21 protein-coding genes are annotated in these 19,267 nt (G+C 62.5%); 7 read left to right on the top strand and 14 right to left on the bottom strand.

Annotated features, from left to right (window positions below; all coding sequences use genetic code 11):
* Positions 1 to 2 precede the first annotated feature (2 nt).
* The 3 genes from HFC70_RS04690 (at position 3) to HFC70_RS04680 (ending at position 4,874) form a co-directional block, all read left to right on the top strand.
* Positions 3 to 1,415, top strand: coding sequence for an FAD-binding oxidoreductase (locus HFC70_RS04690; RefSeq protein WP_168472049.1), 1,413 nt, complete (start codon positions 3 to 5; stop codon positions 1,413 to 1,415).
* 198 nt (positions 1,416 to 1,613) lie between these two features.
* Positions 1,614 to 2,195 carry an NAD(P)H-dependent oxidoreductase gene (locus HFC70_RS04685; RefSeq protein WP_168472048.1) on the top strand — a complete coding sequence of 194 codons (582 nt, stop codon included), beginning with the start codon at positions 1,614 to 1,616 and terminating at the stop codon, positions 2,193 to 2,195.
* A 237-nt stretch (positions 2,196 to 2,432) separates the two neighbouring features.
* Positions 2,433 to 4,874, top strand: a complete 2,442-nt coding sequence (locus tag HFC70_RS04680) for a glucose/quinate/shikimate family membrane-bound PQQ-dependent dehydrogenase (RefSeq protein WP_168472047.1) — start codon at positions 2,433 to 2,435, stop codon at positions 4,872 to 4,874.
* A 75-nt stretch (positions 4,875 to 4,949) separates the two neighbouring features.
* Here the strand turns inward: HFC70_RS04680 and HFC70_RS26755 are convergent, their stop codons facing one another.
* From HFC70_RS26755 to ung, 10 genes are all read right to left on the bottom strand, one after another.
* Positions 4,950 to 5,210: a hypothetical protein gene (locus tag HFC70_RS26755; protein ID WP_210259134.1), complete on the bottom strand. Its 261-nt coding sequence runs from the start codon at positions 5,208 to 5,210 to the stop codon at positions 4,950 to 4,952.
* A gap of 26 nt (positions 5,211 to 5,236) precedes the next feature.
* Entirely contained in the window at positions 5,237 to 5,512 is a 276-nt protein-coding gene (locus HFC70_RS04670) for a hypothetical protein (protein WP_168472046.1), read from the bottom strand.
* Between the two features lie 86 nt (positions 5,513 to 5,598).
* The gene (locus HFC70_RS04665) at positions 5,599 to 5,964 is read right to left on the bottom strand and encodes a DUF1236 domain-containing protein (protein WP_246735655.1); all 366 of its coding nucleotides are present in this window, start codon (positions 5,962 to 5,964) and stop codon (positions 5,599 to 5,601) included.
* Between the two features lie 120 nt (positions 5,965 to 6,084).
* Positions 6,085 to 6,474, bottom strand: coding sequence for a RidA family protein (locus tag HFC70_RS04660; RefSeq protein ID WP_168472044.1), 390 nt, complete (start codon positions 6,472 to 6,474; stop codon positions 6,085 to 6,087).
* A gap of 92 nt (positions 6,475 to 6,566) precedes the next feature.
* Positions 6,567 to 7,469, bottom strand: coding sequence for a DMT family transporter (locus HFC70_RS04655; RefSeq protein WP_168472043.1), 903 nt, complete (start codon positions 7,467 to 7,469; stop codon positions 6,567 to 6,569).
* Between the two features lie 140 nt (positions 7,470 to 7,609).
* Positions 7,610 to 9,037: an aldehyde dehydrogenase family protein gene (locus HFC70_RS04650; protein WP_168472042.1), complete on the bottom strand. Its 1,428-nt coding sequence runs from the start codon at positions 9,035 to 9,037 to the stop codon at positions 7,610 to 7,612.
* Positions 9,038 to 9,174: 137 nt separating this feature from the next.
* Positions 9,175 to 9,567, bottom strand: a complete 393-nt coding sequence (locus tag HFC70_RS04645; protein WP_368669530.1) for a hypothetical protein — start codon at positions 9,565 to 9,567, stop codon at positions 9,175 to 9,177.
* Between the two features lie 29 nt (positions 9,568 to 9,596).
* On the bottom strand, positions 9,597 to 9,851 hold the full coding sequence (locus HFC70_RS04640; RefSeq protein ID WP_168472040.1) for a hypothetical protein: 255 nt from the start codon (positions 9,849 to 9,851) through the stop codon (positions 9,597 to 9,599).
* 197 nt (positions 9,852 to 10,048) lie between these two features.
* Positions 10,049 to 11,335, bottom strand: coding sequence for an FAD-binding oxidoreductase (locus HFC70_RS04635; protein WP_168472039.1), 1,287 nt, complete (start codon positions 11,333 to 11,335; stop codon positions 10,049 to 10,051).
* A 121-nt stretch (positions 11,336 to 11,456) separates the two neighbouring features.
* Positions 11,457 to 12,158, bottom strand: a complete 702-nt coding sequence (ung, locus tag HFC70_RS04630; protein ID WP_168472038.1) for a uracil-DNA glycosylase — start codon at positions 12,156 to 12,158, stop codon at positions 11,457 to 11,459.
* A gap of 109 nt (positions 12,159 to 12,267) precedes the next feature.
* Here ung and HFC70_RS04625 point away from each other — a divergent pair, with 109 nt between their 5' ends.
* From HFC70_RS04625 to HFC70_RS04615, 3 genes are all read left to right on the top strand, one after another.
* Positions 12,268 to 12,624: a hypothetical protein gene (locus HFC70_RS04625; protein ID WP_168472037.1), complete on the top strand. Its 357-nt coding sequence runs from the start codon at positions 12,268 to 12,270 to the stop codon at positions 12,622 to 12,624.
* Complete coding sequence (locus HFC70_RS04620) at positions 12,621 to 13,211, top strand: DedA family protein (RefSeq protein WP_168472036.1); 591 nt, start codon at positions 12,621 to 12,623, stop codon at positions 13,209 to 13,211. Before HFC70_RS04625 ends, HFC70_RS04620 begins: the two co-directional genes overlap by 4 nt.
* Positions 13,212 to 13,303: 92 nt before the next feature.
* Complete coding sequence (locus HFC70_RS04615; protein WP_168472035.1) at positions 13,304 to 14,440, top strand: ceramide glucosyltransferase; 1,137 nt, start codon at positions 13,304 to 13,306, stop codon at positions 14,438 to 14,440.
* Between the two features lie 63 nt (positions 14,441 to 14,503).
* On the opposite strand, the gene HFC70_RS04610 is transcribed toward HFC70_RS04615, so the two are convergent.
* The 3 genes from HFC70_RS04610 to HFC70_RS04600 form a co-directional block, all read right to left on the bottom strand.
* Positions 14,504 to 16,075: a GMC family oxidoreductase gene (locus tag HFC70_RS04610; protein WP_168472034.1), complete on the bottom strand. Its 1,572-nt coding sequence runs from the start codon at positions 16,073 to 16,075 to the stop codon at positions 14,504 to 14,506.
* Positions 16,076 to 16,175: 100 nt separating this feature from the next.
* Positions 16,176 to 16,706, bottom strand: coding sequence for a gluconate 2-dehydrogenase subunit 3 family protein (locus tag HFC70_RS04605; RefSeq protein ID WP_168472033.1), 531 nt, complete (start codon positions 16,704 to 16,706; stop codon positions 16,176 to 16,178).
* Positions 16,707 to 16,843: 137 nt separating this feature from the next.
* A complete protein-coding gene (locus HFC70_RS04600) occupies positions 16,844 to 17,239 on the bottom strand; it encodes a VOC family protein (RefSeq protein ID WP_168472032.1) in 396 nt (131 codons plus the stop codon).
* 194 nt (positions 17,240 to 17,433) lie between these two features.
* Between HFC70_RS04600 and HFC70_RS04595 the strand changes: the two genes are divergently transcribed.
* Entirely contained in the window at positions 17,434 to 17,742 is a 309-nt protein-coding gene (locus HFC70_RS04595) for a ribbon-helix-helix domain-containing protein (RefSeq protein ID WP_168472031.1), read from the top strand.
* 70 nt (positions 17,743 to 17,812) lie between these two features.
* Here HFC70_RS04595 and HFC70_RS04590 read toward each other — a convergent pair whose 3' ends face one another.
* Complete coding sequence (locus HFC70_RS04590) at positions 17,813 to 19,144, bottom strand: dicarboxylate/amino acid:cation symporter (RefSeq protein ID WP_168472030.1); 1,332 nt, start codon at positions 19,142 to 19,144, stop codon at positions 17,813 to 17,815.
* Positions 19,145 to 19,267 lie beyond the last annotated feature (123 nt).

Raw genomic sequence — 19,267 nt, 5'->3', positions numbered from 1 at the left:
CCATGCCCGATTACACAGAGATCAAGGCCCTTCTCGAGGCCGAAGGCATCGCCGTCGAGGACAATCCGGCCCTCGTCAAGCAGAAGAGCCGCGACTTCTACTGGTATTCGCCGATCCTGAAAAGTCAGCTGGACAATGTCACCGGCGACCTGATCGTCTCGCCGAAGAGCGAGCAGGAGGTGATCACCACCCTCAAGGTCGCCTTTGCCCATGGCGCGCCGATCACCCCGCGCGGCGGCGGCACCGGCAATTACGGCCAGGCCATGCCCCTGTCGGGCGGCATCGTGCTCAATCTCCTGGGCATGAACAAGGTCAGGGATATCCAGCCCGGCCGTGTCATCTGCGAGCCCGGCGTGATCATTGCCCAGCTCGACAAGCAGACCAAGGCCCATTCCGGCCAGGAGCTGCGCTTCCATCCCTCGACCGCCCAGACGGCGACGCTCGGCGGCTTCATCGCCGGCGGCTCCGGCGGTGTCGGTTCGATCACCTGGGGCGGCCTGCGCGACCTCGGAAACATCCTGCGGCTGCGCGTCGTTACCATGGAAGCGGAACCCCGCGTTCTCGACCTGTCTGCCTGGGACCTGCAGAAGGTCAGCCACGCCTATGGCACCAACGGCATCATCACCGAAGTGGAAATGCCGCTCGCCCCGGCCTATGACTGGGTCGATGTTATCGTCGGCTATGATACGTTCATGGACGCCGTGCGCTTCGCCGATGCGCTGACCCATCGCAACGGCATCCTGCTGAAGGAAGTGGCACCGATAGCAGCCCCCGTGCCGTTCGACTATTTCACCCGCCACAAGCCCTACCTGAAGGAGGGCCAGTCTGTGGTGGTGCTGATGGTGGCGCCCCATTCCATGGGTCCGTTCCTTGCCTATGCCGAGAAGATGAACGGCGATGTGCGCTTCCGCTCCGACACGGTCGAGAGCATGAAGGGCATGCCGCATGCCTATGAACTGGCCTGGAACCACACGACGCTGCGCGCCCTGAAGGTCGATCCGACTTTCACCTATCTGCAGGTCCAGTATCCCGGCCCGGACCATGTCGCCAAGGTCGAAAAGATGGTCGAGCTGTTCGGCGATGAGGTGATCGGCCACCTCGAATTCATCAAGTTCAGTGGCGCCATCCAATGCTCCGGCCTGCCGCTGGTGCGCTATACGACGCCGGAGCGGCTCGAAGAGATCATCCGCCTGCACGAGGAGAACGGCTGCCCGATCTTCAATCCACACCGCTACACGCTGGAAGAAGGCGGCATGAAGCAGACCGACACCGTGCAGCTCGACTTCAAGAAGGAGACCGATCCCAAGGGTCTCTTGAACCCCGGCAAGATGATTGCCTGGGACAATCCCGATTTCGATTTCAAGGCCGGCAAGAACTATCTCTTCCCCGGCCTGCAATCCTTCATGGAGGCCTGAGACCTCTTTTGAAATGCCATATTCCGAAGGTACTCCCGATCCCGGCCGCCCCTCAAGGTGACGGGATCGATGATCGGTGACGGTCATGGATGCTGCTCCCCCAACTCGGGGAAACGGCATTCGGACAAACGGCGCGGAAAGTTTTGAATTTGCACTCGAAGGCTTTTGGCCGACGGGCAATGACTTGGAGCTTTGACAATGCGCGTTCTCGTTCTGCACTCCCATCCCCTCGACGAAAGCTATGGCCGGGCGCTTTATCGCCAGACCTGCGAAAGCCTAATGAAGGCCGGCCACGAGGTCGACGGCTGCAATCTCTACGAAGAGGAGTTCGACCCGGTTCTCTCGGCCCATGACCGGGCGATCTACCACACCTATCCCGACAATACGGCGCTGGTGAAAACCCATGTCGACCGGCTGCTGGCGGCAGAAGCACTGGTCATCGTCACGCCGGTGTGGAATTTCGGTTTCCCGGCCATGCTGAAAGGCTATTTCGACCGCGTCTGGCTGCCGGGCGTGTCCTTTGCGCTCGAGGACGGCAAGCTGACGCCGACGCTGCGCCATATCAGGAAGCTTGCCGCCGTCATGACCTATGGCGGCACCAGCTGGCGCGCCTTCCTGGTCGGCAATCCCCCGAAGAAGATCGTCACCCGCGTGCTGCGCGCCCAGATCAAGCTCGGCGCGCCCGTCAAATATCTCGCCCATTACGACATGAACAACTGCACAGACCAGACCCGCGCCCGATTCCTCGACAAGGTCAGGCGCGAGATGGAACGGTTCTAGGGCCTGATTGGATCGGCGCCGTTCACACAGAAAGGCTACACAACAACGTTACCCCAAACGATTGTTGTAATTTATAGCTTGCGTCGCACCGATGCAGGTGGGACAGAGCGAAATATTCCGGATCGCCTTCTGCACCACCGCAGATCTGTCAGACCCCTTGATAAATATTGTGGCTTGAATGCAATTTCATATCAGCACAGGCTCCGGAATGAGAAATCACTTGGAGTCTCTCTCAGCATGTCGCAGTCTTCCTCCTCCCCGACCATTCTCGGACGCCTTTATCTGGTCCTGCTCGGCCTCGTGGTCGTGCTGGCCGGCCTGGCGCTGCTGGGCGGCGGTGCCTATCTCCTGTCGCTTGGCGGCAGTGCCTACTTTGCCCTGATGGGTCTGGCGCTGGTCGTCTCCGGCCTTCTGATCGTCAAGGGGCGCCCGCTCGGCGCCTGGATCTTCGCCATTGCCGCCCTGGCCACCATCGGCTGGGCCATCTGGGAAGTCGGCCTGGACTATTGGCCACTGATCTCGCGCCTGCTGGCGCTCGGCGTCGGCGCCACGGTCATCGCCCTGTCCTTCCCGCTGCTGCGCCGCAGCGTCGGCAAGGCGCCGGCCTACAAGGGATCGTTTGCCATCGCCCTGATGCTCGCCATCGCCTCGGGCGCCGGCTTTGCCGCCATGTTCATTCCCCATCCGACGGTCACGGCCAGCGGCGCTCTTCCTGAGCGCGTCGCGGTCACGCCCGAGACGGAACAGAAGAACTGGGAACACTACGGCAATACGCCGGGCGGTAGCCGCTTTGCCGCCCTCGACCAGATCAATCTGGACACGGTGAAGGGCCTGCAGGTCGCCTGGACCTATCACACCGGCGATACGCCGATCAGCCCCGGCGCCAATGGCGCGGAGGACCAGCAGACCCCGCTTCAGGTCGGAGAGCGCGTCTTCCTGTGCACCCCGCACAACAACGTCATCGCCATCGATGCCGATACCGGCAAGGAAATCTGGAAAGCCGAGATCAATGCCAAGTCGTCCGTCTGGATGCGCTGCCGCGGCCTGGCCTATTTCGATGCGACACGGCCCGTCGCGCAGCCGACCGCACCGAACTCCACACCGGTGACCGCCGTCGCCGTGGCGCCCGGTGCGCTCTGCGAACGCCGCATCCTGATGAACACCATCCAGGCCGAACTGATCGCGCTTGATGCCGATACCGGTGCCTTCTGCCCGGACTTCGGCACCAATGGCCGCGTCGACCTGAAGATCGGCATGGGCGATGCGCCGGATCCAAGCTATGTGCTGACCTCGGCACCGACCCTTGCCGGCACCACGGTGGTGGTCGGCGGCCGTATTGCCGACAATGTCAGCACCGACATGCCGGGCGGCGTCATGCGCGGCTTCGATGCCGTCACCGGCGCCCTGCGCTGGGCCTTCGATCCGGGCAATCCGGCCATCACGCTGCTGCCGCCTGAAGGCCAGACCTATACCCGCTCGACGCCGAATGTCTGGGCGTCGATGTCCTACGACCCGGCCTCCAACACCGTCTTCATGCCGGTCGGCAGCCCGTCGGTCGACCTCTGGGGTGCCGACCGCACCACCCTCGACCATAAATACGGCGCCTCGATGCTGGCGCTCGACGCCACCACGGGCCGCGAAAAATGGGTCTACCAGACCGTTCATAACGACCTCTGGGACTTCGACGTGCCGATGCAGCCGACCTTCGTGGATTTCCCGCAGAAGGACGGCAAGACCGTTCCGGCGCTGGTCTTCGGCACCAAGGCCGGTCAGCTCTACGTGCTCGACCGCGCCACCGGCAAGCCGTTGACCGAAGTGGTCGAACAGCCGGTCAAGCCGGGTACGATCACGGACGAGCCCTATGCCCCGACCCAGCCACGGTCGGTCGGGATGCCGCAGATTGGCACGCAGACCCTGACCGAGGCCGATATGTGGGGCGCAACGCCCATCGACCAGCTTTTGTGCCGCATTGCCTTCAAGTCGATGCGCTATGACGGGCTCTACACGGTGCCGGACACCGATATCTCGCTGAGCTTCCCCGGCTCGCTTGGCGGCATGAACTGGGGCGGCCTGTCCTCGGACCCGAACTCCAACTACATCTTCGTCAACGATATGCGCCTCGGCCTGTGGATCCAGATGATCAAGGTCGAGACCAAGACCGCAACCGGCACCAATACCGGCGGAGAAAGTGTCAATACCGGCATGGGCCTGGTGCCGATGAAGGGCACCCCTTACGCGGTCAACAAGAACCGCTTCCTGTCGCAGTTGGGCATCCCTTGCCAGAAGCCGCCTTTCGGCACGCTGACGGCCATTGACATGAAGACTCAGAAGATCGCCTGGCAGGTTCCGGTCGGCACCGTCGAGGATACCGGCCCGCTCGGCATCAAGATGGGCCTGCAAATCCCGATCGGCATGCCGACCCTCGGCGGCACATTGACCACCCAGGGTGGCCTCGTCTTCATCGCCGGCACGCAGGACTACTATCTGCGCGCCTTCAGCACGCAGACTGGCGACGAAGTCTGGAAAGCCCGCCTACCGGTCGGCAGTCAGGGTGGCCCGATGAGCTACAAATCGCCGAAGACGGGCAAGCAATATGTGCTGATATCGGCCGGCGGCGCCCGCCAGTCGCCGGACCGCGGCGATTACGTCATCGCCTACGCCCTGCCGGATGGCCAGTAATCCCATCCTCTGAACAAGAGAAGGCCACGCCATCATCGGCGTGGCCTTTGTCATTTCTGGATGGCGACAGCCCGCTCAGTTGCTGGCAGGCGGGGCGGCTGGTGCAGGTGCCGCCGGTGCCGGTGCGGCTGGAGCGGGCGTTGCCGGAGCGCTTGCGGCAGGCGCGTCGGTGGCTGCCGGCGCCACGTTCACATTGACGTCGCCGCCGGTGATCCGGCCGTCGGAAAAGACGAAATAGGCGCCAAGTGCCACGAGCACGGCCAGAATGAGGGCGACAGCCCAGCCGGCACCGCCGCCGCCGGCATTGATAACAGTCGGACCTTTGTTGTCAGTCATAGCGTCACTCCTTTTGAGGACAAGTCTCAATCCCGGCCAACGAGATCGAGGGCTTTCTCAGGATCGGTATAAAAGCGGGGACCGACCCTGCGAATGGTCGAGGCATCATGAAGGATAGGCAGCCCGGCATTGTTTTCGATGGCACTCGCAGGCGTCGCCGACACTGCAGACGGCGCCGCGGGCGATGGATCCGCCGAGGACGCCGTCGTCGAACCAGTGGCCACGAAAAAGCTTCCAATCGCCAGCACCGCCGACGCCAGGAATAGCGACAATGCCGAGGCCATCATCAGAAACTGTTTCATGGCTGCTGCCCCCCGCTTCCCGGGCCTGGAAATAGCCATCGCGGCAGCCGGAGAAACCGGTCTGCCGCGATGGCCACTCGCAATGCCTACTCCACCACGCCGACGACCACATAGGTCTGCGGATCGACGATGACGCGCTGATTGTTGACGATCGCATAGGAATAGGTCGGATCTTCCGGGATCGGCGTCAGCACCACCTGCGGCGGGATAGGCTCGCCGACGGCCACGCGCTGTTCGATAATCACGGTTTCCGCAGGCACCGGCTGCTGGCGCACATAGGTGACCACGGGCGGCGGCGGCGGTGCAACGGCCGTGCCGGCAATCGCGCCAACCACGCCGCCTACGGCAGCGCCAACCGGTCCGCCAACGATGGCGCCGGTCACGGCACCGCCGGCAGCCCCGGTCACGGTACCTTCCTGTGCGAACGCCGTGCCGGCAATCGAACCGATCATGGCGGCCGTTATAAGAATGAGCTTCGTCTGCATGGCTTAGTCCTTTCTCCCTTAATTTCAGTGGGAGAGGAACGGCCCGGCGCGCCATTTGTTCCCCGAAGGTCCCGGAAGGGTCGCCCGTCAGAAGTTCCTTGCCGCCGTGACCTCCACCTCGACCAGGAATTCCGCACGGGTGAAACCCGATACGATGATCAGTGTCGAAACCGGTTTCGGATCGAGCGTATAGCGGTCCCGCACGGCCATGTAGGGCGCAAAATCCTCCCGTTTGGTGACGAACCCCGAGATGCGGATGACATCGGCGAAGGTCATCTCGGCCTCTTCAAGAATGGCCTTGATGGCGTCAAAACAGAGCTCGGCTTGCGATGTCACATCCTCTGGAACCGTATCGTCCGGACGGATGCCCAACTGCCCTGACGTGACCAGCAGGCTGGCCCCGGCCGGCACCAGCAGGCCGTGATTGTAGTGACCGAAAGGACGGCGCACCGACGGTGGATTGAAGACCTGTTTCATGGACAAAACTCGATTCTCGAAGAGGACAGGGCAGCGAAGAACGATGGCCAGTGAACCGCCTTTTGTCTGCCAGTTCAAGCCTTTGCAGCAGGTTAGGCCAGGCTCTCAGGCGCCGCCACGCCGCCGCGATCGCGACGGACCTCGTAGAGGATGTGGCCGAACAGCGCCGCCAGCACGATGGGCCCGCCGATCATCGTCGAGGCCGATGGCAGTTCGCCGAGGAACAGCGCCACCCAGAGCGGCGTCAGCGGCACTTCCAGGGCCGTCAGCAGGCTGGCGTCGGCCGCCGGAATGCGGCGCGAGGCGGCGGTGTAGAGAATGAGACCGAAGGCGTTCTGGACGATGCCGAAGGTGACGATCAGCCCGAGATCGGCGGCAGACACGGAAAACGGCGCGGCAAACCAGAAGGTCGCTGCCGAACACAGCCAGGCCGAGCCCGCCATGGCCGGTAGCATCGGCACGGTGCGATGCCGGCGCATGACGGTCGCCAGACCCGCGACGCTGAGCGTCATCACCACGGCCAGCAGCTTGCCCACCCAACCGCCGGGTTCTCCCTCGCCATCGGCCAGCATGACCAGCACGCCGATCACCGCGACCCCGCTGGCAATCAGCGTCGAGCGGCTTGGCCGCTCGCCGATCGTCAGGTAGGCGACACCCGCCGTCACGAAGGGCACCGTTGCATAGATCACCATGGCGTCGGCAATCGAGGTGTAATACATCGAGCCGATGCCGCTGATCATGCTGATCGCCGACAGCACCATGGCGGCAATCGACGGCCCCCGCATGCGCTTCAGGATCGCCGCTGCCTCGCCCCGTTCCATGTAGAGAAAGACCAGAAAGACACAGCTGCCCGACACGATGCCGCGCAGGAACAGCATGGTCATCAGGTCTGTGGAAATCGAGCGGATGAACAGGCCGGATGTCGACCAGGCAAGAGCCGAAGTCGCGGCATAGACCACACCGGCCCGATACTGGCGCTGATTGTCAGAAGGCATGGAGGAACCGGGACTAGTGAAGAATGACCGACCCTATCGCGACGATTGGCCCCGAACAAGCGCGGTCCGCGCTGTTTCCTGTCGCGATGGGAAAAGGCCGGGACGACTTTCGTCACTCCCGGCTTCAGGCGTTTCTGGGATCAGTCGCCGTAGCCGACGATGCCCTTGATTTCAAGGAAATCGTGGATCGCCCAGTCGGCATATTCGCGGCCATTGCCGGATTGCTTGTAACCGCCGAACGGTGCGAACGTGTCCCAGTCGGGATAGTTGATATAGACCGAACCGGCCCGCATCCTGGCCGCCACCTTGCGGGCATGGCCAATGTCGCCGGACTGGATATAGGCCGCCAGCCCATAGACCGTGTCATTGGCGATCGTCACGGCCTCTTCCTCGTCCCTGTAGGGCAGGATCGACAGCACCGGCCCGAAGATCTCTTCGCGGGCGATCGTCATGTCGTTGGAAACATTGCCGAACACCGTCGGGCGGATGTAATAGCCGCGGTTGAGGTTTTCCGGGCGCCCCGGACCACCGGTCACCAGCGTCGCGCCTTCCGCGATACCCGCCTCGATCAGCCGCTGGATCTTGTCGAACTGCACCTGGCTGACAACCGGCCCGAGCATCGTATCGTCGGAGCGTGGGTCACCGGTCACGAAAGTCTCGGCGGCCGTCTTGGCGATCGCCAGCGCCTCGTCATGGCGATCGGCTGGCACCAGCATGCGGGTCGGCGCGTCGCAGGACTGGCCGGAATTGCCGAAGCAGCCGGCAACGCCATCGGTCACCGCCTGCTGAAGATCGGCATCCGGCAGGATGATATTGGCCGACTTGCCGCCGAGTTCCTGCGCGACGCGCTTGACCGTATCGGCGGCCGTCTTGGCGACGATGATGCCGGCCCGCGTCGAGCCGGTGAAGGACACCATGTCGACATCGGGATGGCCGGCCATGATCTGCCCGACATCCGGCCCGTTGCCCTGCACCATGTTGAACACGCCCTTCGGCGTGCCGGCGGCTTCCATGACCTCGGCGAAGATTACGCCGCTGATCGGCGCGATTTCCGACGGCTTCAGCACCACCGTGCAACCGGCGGCAATCGCCGGGGCCACCTTGCAGACGATCTGGTTGAGCGGCCAGTTCCACGGCGTGATCAGCGCGCAGACGCCGATCGGCTCCTTGACCACCATGGTGGTGCCGCGCTTTTCCGAGAATTCATAGGTCTCGAAGGCGGCGATGGTCGATTCCATATGACCGCGGCCGGCGGCGGCCTGGCTGTCGCGGGCAAAGGACAGCGGCGCGCCCATTTCCTGGCTGACGGCCTGGGCGATGTCCTCGAAGCGTTCGTTATAGACCTCGAGAATGCGCTTCAAGAGCGCCATGCGCTCGTCCTTCGACCACAGTGAGAAGCTGGCAAAAGCAGCCTTGGCGGCGGCCACAGCCTTGTTGACGTCCTCTGCCGAGCCAATCGAAATCTGCGTATAGGCCTCTTCCGTCGACGGATCGATGACGTCAAGCACGGCCGGCTTGACCGGATCGACCCACTGGCCGTCGATGAAGAACTGCAGATGGTGACTCATGGCTTACTCCTCTGGATACGGTTTGTGCCGCGCACTATCAATCAAGCCGCTGACCGCCGCAAGCCGCAGAAGCGCACCCGCAAAATTTTCAGGAATTATGCAGCAGAGAGAAGATCGGCCACCATAGCGCCCGCCAATCAACGCTTAGCCAAAGCCACCCGTCCCTTCTTCATCGTCTCCTGAAGTTTGGCTTTAAGCCGTTCGAAGAGGTCCGGCGGGATCATTCCATAATGACAACGGCTCGGATCAGAGGGCAGTGACCTAAGGTGAACGCCGGGCCATTCAAATCTGTTGACCTCGCTTACGCGAATCCAGTTGGCGTCATCGTCCAAGCCGAGCTGGCGGCAGAGTTCCGGCGGAACCTCAAGGGAGAGGTCTTCCTCACCAAGGTCGGGTGGAGAATGCGTGATCGGCACGACGATGGTGTCGTTGGTCTTCGAGTGATAAACGACAATGGCGCAAGGCCTGTCCTTGCTCCCCAAGGAAAACCCCTCGCTCTTTTCCTTGTCCCACAGGTAATTGTAGCGCACGACGAGGCCCGCAACCGGAGTTGGGTATTTCACTCGGATGCTTTGCCGTATTCAGAATTCATGATCAACGCCATGGTTTCGTCGTCCATTTCGCTGACACGAATGACTTCGCGCTCACGTTTTTTCATGTCGTGATAGTGGTTGAGTTCCGCTGCAGAGAGGAACCCACCGATCGTGCGGTTATGCGCCGTGACTTCAATCACACCCGCCGACTGGACCTGTTCCCTGAATGTCGTAAATTTACGGGCGAACTCAGTTGCGGAAACTCTTAAAGCTTGGGCCATGATTGCTCGTCTCCTTTTTGTGTAAAATACGAGTTTTACGCATTTTGTCAATGGACGCGCAAACTGCTGTCGATACCCCTCCGAACCTAACGCAAAGGAGCTTCCGTGAGAACGCAATAACTCGACGTTCCGCATGCCTTCGAAGCTGTTTGTATTTGCTCCTTAATCTCGCAAATTTCGGTCGGCACCGAAAACACTTAGCGCTCGAGCCCGTCGAGCATGCGATACCAGGTGATCATGGCCGCGACGCCGACCTGGCGCAGGGCATGCAGCGGGATGGGTCGGATCGGCGAGATCGGGAATGGCAGCGTCAACGGATCGCCGCTTTCGATGTAATCGGCAAAACGCTTGCCCAGCGCCGTCATCAGGCCGACGCCGCGCCCCTGGCAGCCGGCGGCCATCAGCAGGCCCTTCTGCGGTTCGTGGATATGCGGCAGGTGATCCGCCGTCATCGCCACCCGTCCGAACCAGCGATGCTCGATGTCGATGCCGGTCAGCGCCGGAAAAAGCCGTAGCAGGGCGTGCTCCAGATGCGCCCAGTCCTCGGCATGGCGAGGCGTCGCCATCCGACCCCGACCGCCCAGCACCAGACGCCCGTCGGGGCTCTTGCGATAATAAACAAGGATGCGCCGGCTGTCGGAGACCGCCTGGCCATGCGACAGAATCAGGTCCTGCTGAAGAATAGGCAGCGGCGCGGTGGCGATCTGGAAGGAGTTGAGCGGAACGAGGCTGCGGGCAAGGCCCGGCACCAGCGCATCGGAATAGGCATTGGTGGCGATGACCACCGTCTTGGCGCGCACCACGCCACCGCCGGCCGTTTCCACATGCCAGCGGCCGCTTTCCTGCCTGAGGCCCGTTGCCCGCTCGCCTTCAGCGATCCGCACACCGGCCTCGCCGGCCAGCCGCGCCAATTCCAGCACGAAGGCCAGCGGATTGATGACCCCGGCGCGTCGGTCGAGCCAGCCGCCGAGATAGCCGCGTGCACCGGTCATGAACGAAATCTCGGCATCGTTCAGCAGCGTCGCGTCGGCACCCCTCGTCTTCCATTGGCGGTTGCGCTCCGCAGCAGCGGCCAGCGCCGTTTCGGTATGCGCCGCCTGGATCCAGCCGTTGCGGCAATGCTCCACATCGAGCCCCTCGGCCTCGATCAGGTCGAAGACGGCATCGGCCGTTTTCTCAGAAAACGCCGCCAGCCGCTCTCCGCGCTCATCGCCGAAATGCCGCAGCAGCCATTCCGGGTCGTATTTCAGGCCCGGTATGACCTGCCCGCCATTCAGCCCCGAAGCGCCTTCGCCAATTCGGCCGGCCTCGATCACCCGGACAGACAGCCCCTTTCTGGCGGCATGCAATGCCGTCGACAAGCCTTGAAAGCCACCGCCGATGACGACGAGATCAGCCTCTTCGTTTCGCTCAAGCTCGACGGCGGCAACAGACGCACGGTTCGGGCGCCTCCACACCGGACGGGAGAAGACTGACGGGTTCATCGGTATTGATCCTAGGAATTCAACGGAAGTATTTCCGGAGTATGCCGAAATTGTTCCGTATGAAAAGCACTAAGATTTTAGGGGCCTAGCTGACATCGGGGTCTGTGATCGCACTGCAACATCAGACAGTATGTGGCTCTTCGGGCAGACGCCAGTCGATCGGCTCCAGCCCGCGCGACATCAGAAATTCATTGGCCTTTGAAAATGGCCGACTGCCGAAAAAGCCGTTATGGGCCGACAGGGGCGAGGGATGCGGCGACTTGAGGACAAGGTGGCGTTTCTGATCGACAAAGGCCGCCTTCTTTTGGGCGTACGCCCCCCACAGGATGAAGACGACATTCTCGCATTCGTCGTTGATGATGCGGATCACCGCGTCGGTGAAACGTTCCCAGCCCCGCCCCTGATGGGACGCGGCGCGCGCCTCTTCGACCGTCAGCACGCTGTTCAGCAACAATACGCCCTGCCGTGCCCAGCTTTCGAGAAAGCCGTGACGGGCCGGCGGAATGCCGAGGTCCGCCTCCAATTCCTTGTAGATATTGACCAGCGACGGCGGCAGGCGCACGCCCGGCTGAACGCTGAAGCACAGCCCATGGGCCTGGCCGGCACCATGATAGGGATCCTGCCCGAGGATGACGACGCGCACGTCCTCAAGCGGCGTCAGGTCGAGAGCCCGGAAATACTCGCCTCCCTTCGGGAAGATGCGCTTGCCATCGGCCTTTTCCGCCAGCAGGAATTCGCGAAGCTGCTGCATGTAAGGGCTCGAAAACTCCGGCCCGAGCACCCGCTTCCAGCTTTCCTCCAGTCTGATCTCCGTCGCCGTCATACCGAGGTCACCCTTTACCGTTCTGCGCTTTCCTGATTGAAAGGGCGGTGTCCGTCGTGTCAAGCCCCGACGGCCGGGGCACTGTGGACAGTGCCGGCACGGAGCCCTCATGCGACGACTGTCATCCCTCTGGAAACGCCACGCGCTCCTTTTAAGCGCCTTCGTCGCTGCTACGGCGGTGACGCTGTTCTTCGCCGTGCGCTTTGCGCTGTGGGTGCTCTACTGGAACGACCCCGCCCATCGTAACCAGCCGCTTGAGGACTGGATGACCATCGGCTATATCGCCCATTCCTACGATGTGCCGCGCGATGCCCTGATCGATGCCTTGAACCTGATGCCGCCGGAAAAGGGCAAGCGACCCACCATCGAATCGATGGCACAGGAACGCGGCCAGACGCCAGAGGCCTTCGAGGCCGAGATCCAGGCCGCCATCCAGCGCCTCCGGGAGGAAGGCGCCGGTCGATGACGGAAGCGTTCCTGGCGCTGGTGCCGCTTTACGGACTGCCCTTCCTGGCGATCGTCACGACACTCAGCTGCCTCGGCCTGCCGGCGCCGGTGTCCGTGGTGATGATGCTGATGGGCTCGCTGGCTGTTGCCGGCGATTTCAGCCCCGTGACGGTGATCATAACCGCCCTTGCCGCCGCCATCGGCGGCGACCAATTGGGCTTTTTCATCGGCCGCGCCGGCGGCGGCCCCATCATGGCGCGCATTGTTCGAAAACCGTCCGGCCGCCAGGCGCTCGACAAGGCCCGCCACGAGATCGACCGCCATGGCGGCACTGGCGTGTTCTTCACCCGCTGGCTGCTGGCGCCGCTCGGCCCCTATGTGAACCTCATCACCGGCGCCACCGGTTTTTCATGGGCCCGCTTCACGCTGTTCGGGGCGCTCGGCGAAATTGTCTGGGTGGGGCTCTATGTCGGTCTTGGCATGGTGTTCAGCGACAATGTCATCACCATTGCCGAACTGGCCAGCGATCTCAGCGGCTTTGCCGTCGGCGCCGCCGTCACGCTCTATCTCGGCTGGCGGCTGGTCAAGGTTCTGCGCAACGGCTGAAGCGCTTTGCCCCCGGCCTGCCTCCCATGCTATTTCATCGAACTGTCACACAGCCTCTATATCCCGGATAGGCCGGGTATAAGGAAAGCACCATGTGGGCACTGTCGATAGTCTGCGCGATTGCCTTGATCAGCCACCTTGTCAGCATTGCCGTCGCCGCCCGTCGCATCCGCAAAGCCGCCCCGACCGCCACCGACTGGCAGATCAAACGGCCACCGGTCAGCATCCTGCGGCCGGTCTGCGGCCTTGAAAACAATCTGGCCGAAACGCTTGAATCGACCTTCCACCTCGACTGGCCCGAGGTCGAGATCATCTTCTGCGTGGCCGCCACGGATGACCCGGCCATCCCGCTGGTCGAACGGCTGATCGCCGCCCATCCCGATGTCGCGGCGCGCCTTCTGGTCGGCGACGTCAAGGTCAGCGTCAATCCGAAACTCAACAATGTCGTCAAGGGCTGGAATGCGGCGTGCCACGACTGGATCGTCCTTGCCGACAGCAATGTGCTCGCGCCGTCCGATTATCTCGACCGGCTGTTTGCCCGCTGGCTGCCCGGCACCGGCATGGTGTGCTCGCCGCCCGCCGGTTCAGCGCCGGAGGGATTCTGGGCCGAGGTCGAATGCGTCTGGCTGAACAGTTTCCAGGCGCGCTGGCAGCTTGTCGCCGACGAGATCGGCTTCGGCTTCGGCCAGGGCAAGACCATGCTGATGCAGCGCAGCCTGCTGGATGCCAGTGGCGGCATCGAAAGCCTTGCCGAGGAGGTGGCAGAGGATGCGGCCGCCACCAAGATCGTGCGGACAGCAGGCCTTTGCGTGCGCTTGACCATCGAGCCGTTCCAGCAGCCGCTCGGCCGGCGCAGTTGGGGCGGCATCTGGCGCCGGCAATTGCGCTGGGCGCGGCTGCGGCGGGCCTCCTTTCCGCTCTATTTCGCACCGGAAATCTTAAGCGGCGGCGCCCTGCCGATGCTTTCGACTGCAGTTCTCGTGGGGTTCGGCGACTGGCCGCTTTGGGCCGGGCTGCTCTATGCCGCCCTGTGGTACGGTTCTGAAATCCTGCTGACCCGTCTCTTTCGCTGGCCACTGTCGCTGCGCACGCCGGCGGCCCTCTTGCTGCGCGATGCCGCCCTTCCGGCCCTCTGGGCCGCGGCCTGGTTCGGCAACGGCTTTGTCTGGCGCGGCAACCAGATGGCGGTTCCCCCTGCCCGCCACCGCCGGGACAAGATGGCCGCCTGAGTGAGAAATCCACGCGCCCGGATATTGCGGACGCGCGGATTGTGATCGTTCAAGCACCCGCTGTCAGATGCTGCCGGCGGCCATTTCCGAGGCGATGTGTTCGGCCTGGCGGATCGCCAGCGACACGATGGTCAGCGTCGGATTTTCCGCCGCCCCGGTGGTGAACTGGCTGCCGTCCGAGATGAACAGGTTCTTGATGTCGTGCGTCCGTCCGTGTTTGTTGACCACGCCATCCCCAGCCTTTTCGCTCATGCGGTTGGTGCCGAGATTGTGGGTCGACGGATAAGGCGGCGTCGGGAAGGTGCGGGTCGCGCCGACAGCCTCGTAGATCGCCATGCCCTTCTTGTAGGCGTGGTTGCGCATCGCCACATCGTTCGGATGGTCGGTGAACGAGACATCCGGGATCGGCATGCCATACTTGTCCTTGAGCGTTGCATGCAGCGTTACAGCATTCTGTTCCTGCGGCATGTCCTCGCCGACGATCCACAGGCCGGCCATATTGGCATATTGGTCCATGGCCGAGGTGAAGGAGCGGCCCCAGCCGCCCGGATCGAGGAAGGCCGCCATGAACGGAATGCCGAGCGACAGGGTTTCCAGCTCATAGCCGCCGACGAAGCCGCGCGACGGATCATGCTTGGCTTCATCGCGGATAATGCCGGCCATGGTGGTGCCGCGATACATATGCACCGGCTTTTCAAACACCCCATAGACCGAACCGGTCGTGTGGCGCATGTAGTTCTTCCCGACCTGGCCGGAGGAATTGGCAAGACCATCCGGGAACAGCGACGATGCCGAATTCAGCAGCAGCCGCGGGCTCTCGATGGAATTGCCGGCCAGACAGACGATTCGGGCCTTCTGGCTCTGCAGCTTGCCGTCCTTGTCCGCATAAACCACGGCATTGACCTTGCCGTCCTTGTCATGCTCGATCTTGACCACATGCGAATTCGGCCGCACCTCGAGCTTGCCGGTCCCCTCGCCCTTGGGGATTTCCGTATAGAGCGTCGACCACTTGGCGCCCCATTTGCAGCCCTGGAAGCAGAACCCGGTCTGCTGACAGCTGTTGCGGTCGTCACGCGGCGCCGAGTTGATCGCCATGTTGCCGGTGTGACATTCCTTGTAGCCGAGCTTGTCGGCCCCGGCCTTGAGGATCTTGAAATTGTTGTTGCCCGGCAGGCCCTCGATGCCGTTGGTGCGGGTCACGCCCATCTTGTCCTCGGCCTTGGCGTAGTAAGGTTCGAGATCGGCGAGCGTGATCGGCCAGTCGAGCAGGTTGGCGCCTTCGACCTTGCCGTAATGGGTGAGGTCCTTGAACTCGTGCTCCTGGAAGCGCAGGGATGCGCCGGCCCAGTGGGTCGTGGTGCCGCCGACCGCCTTGACGATCCATGCCGGCAGGTTGGGAAAATCCTTCGACACCCGCCAGCCGCCACCGGTTGTGCGGTTGTCGAGCCAGGCCAGCTGCGAGAAGCTCGCCCATTCATCGTTGACGAATTCCTCGTATTCGATGCGGTTGCCCGCTTCCAGAATGACGACGTCGACGCCCTTCTGTGCCAGTTCGTTGCCGAGCGTTCCGCCGCCCGCACCCGAACCGATGATGACGACCACGCTGTCGTCGTTGAGATCGTAAGGAGCTGCCATGTTTTCCTCCCAGAAAGTCGAAATCAGCTATGAATTGATGTCGCGTGGCGGCGCATATCGAGGCGCCGGCTCCACGCAGGTCTGTCGAAGCGATGAAGGCTCAGAGCCACTCGATGTCGCTGAAGCCGCGCTCGATATAACCGCCCTTGGAATAGGACTCGCCCTCGTAGCCGAAGATCGGCCAGAGCTCCGGCTGGTTATAGAGGCTGACGACGAGGTCGCCGCGGATCGCCTGGAAAAACGGCGTGGTCTCGATATCCCGAAGGATCGCCACCCGGTCGTCCTCCCAGCCGAGCCCCGAATAGCCGCCGGCCCCGGCGCGGGTATTGAGATCGGCGATACCGTCCTCGATCAGCGCCTTGTGGGCGGCATCCTTGCCGGCACGGGCATCCTGTCCCTTGACCGCGATCGCATAGAAGCGATCGGCAAGCTGGTCGTGCGGATAGATATCGCCGGCAAGCGTGATCAGGGTTGCCATGGTCTCCGGCTTCAAGGCGGTCGCCTCCAGGCCCCAGGCATTGTGCGGACTGATCACCGCCGTCCCGCTGATCACCAGCATGGCGCCGATGCTGCCGCGCTTCAAAAGATCGCGGCGGGAAAGCCCATTCGTTTTCTCGTAAACTGTTACCACGTCAGTCTCCTCCCAAAGTCCTGCGGTTCATGAAACGGAGCCGGCCTCACCCAGTCCGCTGTCGGACGGCACCATCAAGTGCCGGCCCCAATTCTCGATCAGAGCGGCGGACCTCCTATCCGCCGCAGCCGGTCGACTTACTTGTAACGTCCGTGCCGCTGCAGCACCTCGATCTTGTAGCCGTCCGGATCGGTCAAGAAGAAGAACCGCGCCAACAGCGCGCCGTCCCGTTTGAGCTCGATGATCTTGCCGGGGTTCAGCCCGAGATCGGTGACGCGCAAATGCTCGGCATCGAGATCGGTGACCGAAACCGCCAGATGACCATAACCATCGCCGAGGCCATAGGCCTCGGTCCGGCCCTTGTTGACCGTCAGCTCCAGCTCGAACTCGCTCTCGCCATTGCTGAGGTAAAGCAGGGTGAAGGTTTCGAAATCGAGCCGCTCGGCAACAGTGAGCCCGAACGCCGCCCCATAGAAGGCGAGGGACCGGGTCTCGTCGAGAATGCGGATCATCGAATGGATCATCTTGGCCAATGGCAGCTCCTCAAGGCACGTCAGGCAAATCATCTGATGTCGCCAGTCTGCTACCGACAGCGTCGATGCGGGTAGCAGCCCATTACCGCACCCCTGATTTTCCGCCGGAATCCGACCGATGACTTCGAATTGACCCCTGTCGAAACCGGACGCATAATGGCCGTCAAAACAAGAAACGGAGGAGGATTTACGCCATGTGTGAGGTGTTTGCAGGACAGGACCCCGGCCGCTACCGCGCCGTCAACCGGTCGGTGCGGATCGGCGGTCATTCGACCAGCATCCAGATCGAAGCGGCCTTCTGGGATCTGATCGACGAGATTGCCGCAGGCCAATCCATGTCGACGTCGCGTTTTCTATCGACGCTCTACGACGAAGCGCTCAACATCAACGGCCAGGTCAGCAATTTCGCCTCGCTGCTGCGGACAAGCTGTCTGATCTACCTGATGGGCAAAGCCCAGAATCCCGGGCGCCTGCACGAATTCCACATCATCGCCGCGGAATGAAAAAAGCGCGGTCCGCTTCAGGCAGACCGCGCCTTGGTTCCGGCTTACCGTCTTGGGTCGGCGCCGAAGATTATTCCGCCGGGTTGAGAACCGGCGCGGGCAGGTCTTCCTCGTAGACCTTGCCGCCAAGGGCTGCATGCAGCAGGCTTTCGTCCAGCTCGCCTTCCCAACGGGCAACAACCACGGTTGCGACCGCATTGCCGATGAAATTGGTGATCGCCCGGCATTCCGACATGAAGCGGTCGATGCCGAGGATCAGCGCCATGCCGGCCACCGGCACGGAAGGAACGACGGACAGCGTGGCCGCCAGCGTGATGAAGCCGGCGCCGGTGATGCCGGCAGCCCCCTTGGAGCTCAGCATGGCCACGGCCAGAAGCAGGATCTGGTCGCCGAGCGGCAGGTGAATATCGGTCGCCTGCGCGATGAACAGCGCGGCCAGCGTCATGTAGATATTGGTGCCGTCAAGGTTGAAGGAATAGCCAGTCGGAATGACCAGGCCGACGACCGAGCGCTTGCAGCCGGCCTTTTCCATCTTGTTCATCAGGCCCGGCAATGCGGCTTCCGAGGAGGACGTGCCGAGCACCAGCAGCAGCTCTTCCTTGATATAGCGGATCAGCGCGAAGATCGAGAAACCGTTGTAGCGGGCAACGGCGCCGAGCACGACGACGATGAACAGGAAGGACGTCAGGTAGAACGTGCCGATCAGCATGGCGAGGTTGGCGACCGAAGCGATGCCGTATTTGCCGATGGTAAAGGCCATCGCCCCGAAGGCACCGATCGGCGCCGCCTTCATCAGGATGGCAACCAGCTTGAAGATCGGGTTGATGACCGCATGCAGGAAATCGGTGACCGGCTTGCCGGCATCGCCGACCAGCGCCAGCGAAATGCCGAACAGCACCGAGAAGAACAGCACCTGCAGGATATCGCCATCAGCAAAGGCACCGACGATGGTGGTCGGGATAATACCCATCAGGAAGCCGACGATCGAGGATTCATGGGCCTTCTCGGTATAGGTGGCGACCGCCTTGGCGTCGAGCGTGGCCGGGTCGATATGCATTCCCGCGCCGGGCTGAACGATATTTGCAACCACCAGGCCGACGACCAGCGCCAGCGTCGAGAAGGTCAGAAAATAGAGCATGGCCTTGCCGGCGACCCGACCGACCTTCTTCATGTCGGTCATGCCGGCAATGCCGGTCGCGACCGTCAGGAAGATCACCGGCGCAATGATCATCTTCACCAGCTTGATGAAGGCATCGCCGAGCGGCTTCAGCTGTGTTCCGATGTCGGGATAAAAGTGGCCGAGCAGGATGCCGGCAGCAATAGCGGCCAGGACCTGGACATAGAGATGCTTGTAAAGGGGCTGTTTGGCGCGTGGGGTCTCGCCCGCGGATGCGATGATCATGGTATCCTCCAATCATGCCCGTCGGAAAGAGTTCCGCCTCCCGGGCAACCTTGCGTTCGTCGATTCAACGGCCTTGACCGATGATAGATCTGAACAGCAAGGGACGTGCCAACTGATGTCGCC

Source organism: Agrobacterium sp. a22-2 (genome assembly GCF_012276985.1).
Classification (GTDB): Bacteria; Pseudomonadota; Alphaproteobacteria; order Rhizobiales; family Rhizobiaceae; genus Allorhizobium.
The sequence above is the reverse complement of the archived record's forward strand: the minus strand, read 5'-3'. Positions and strand labels throughout refer to the sequence as shown.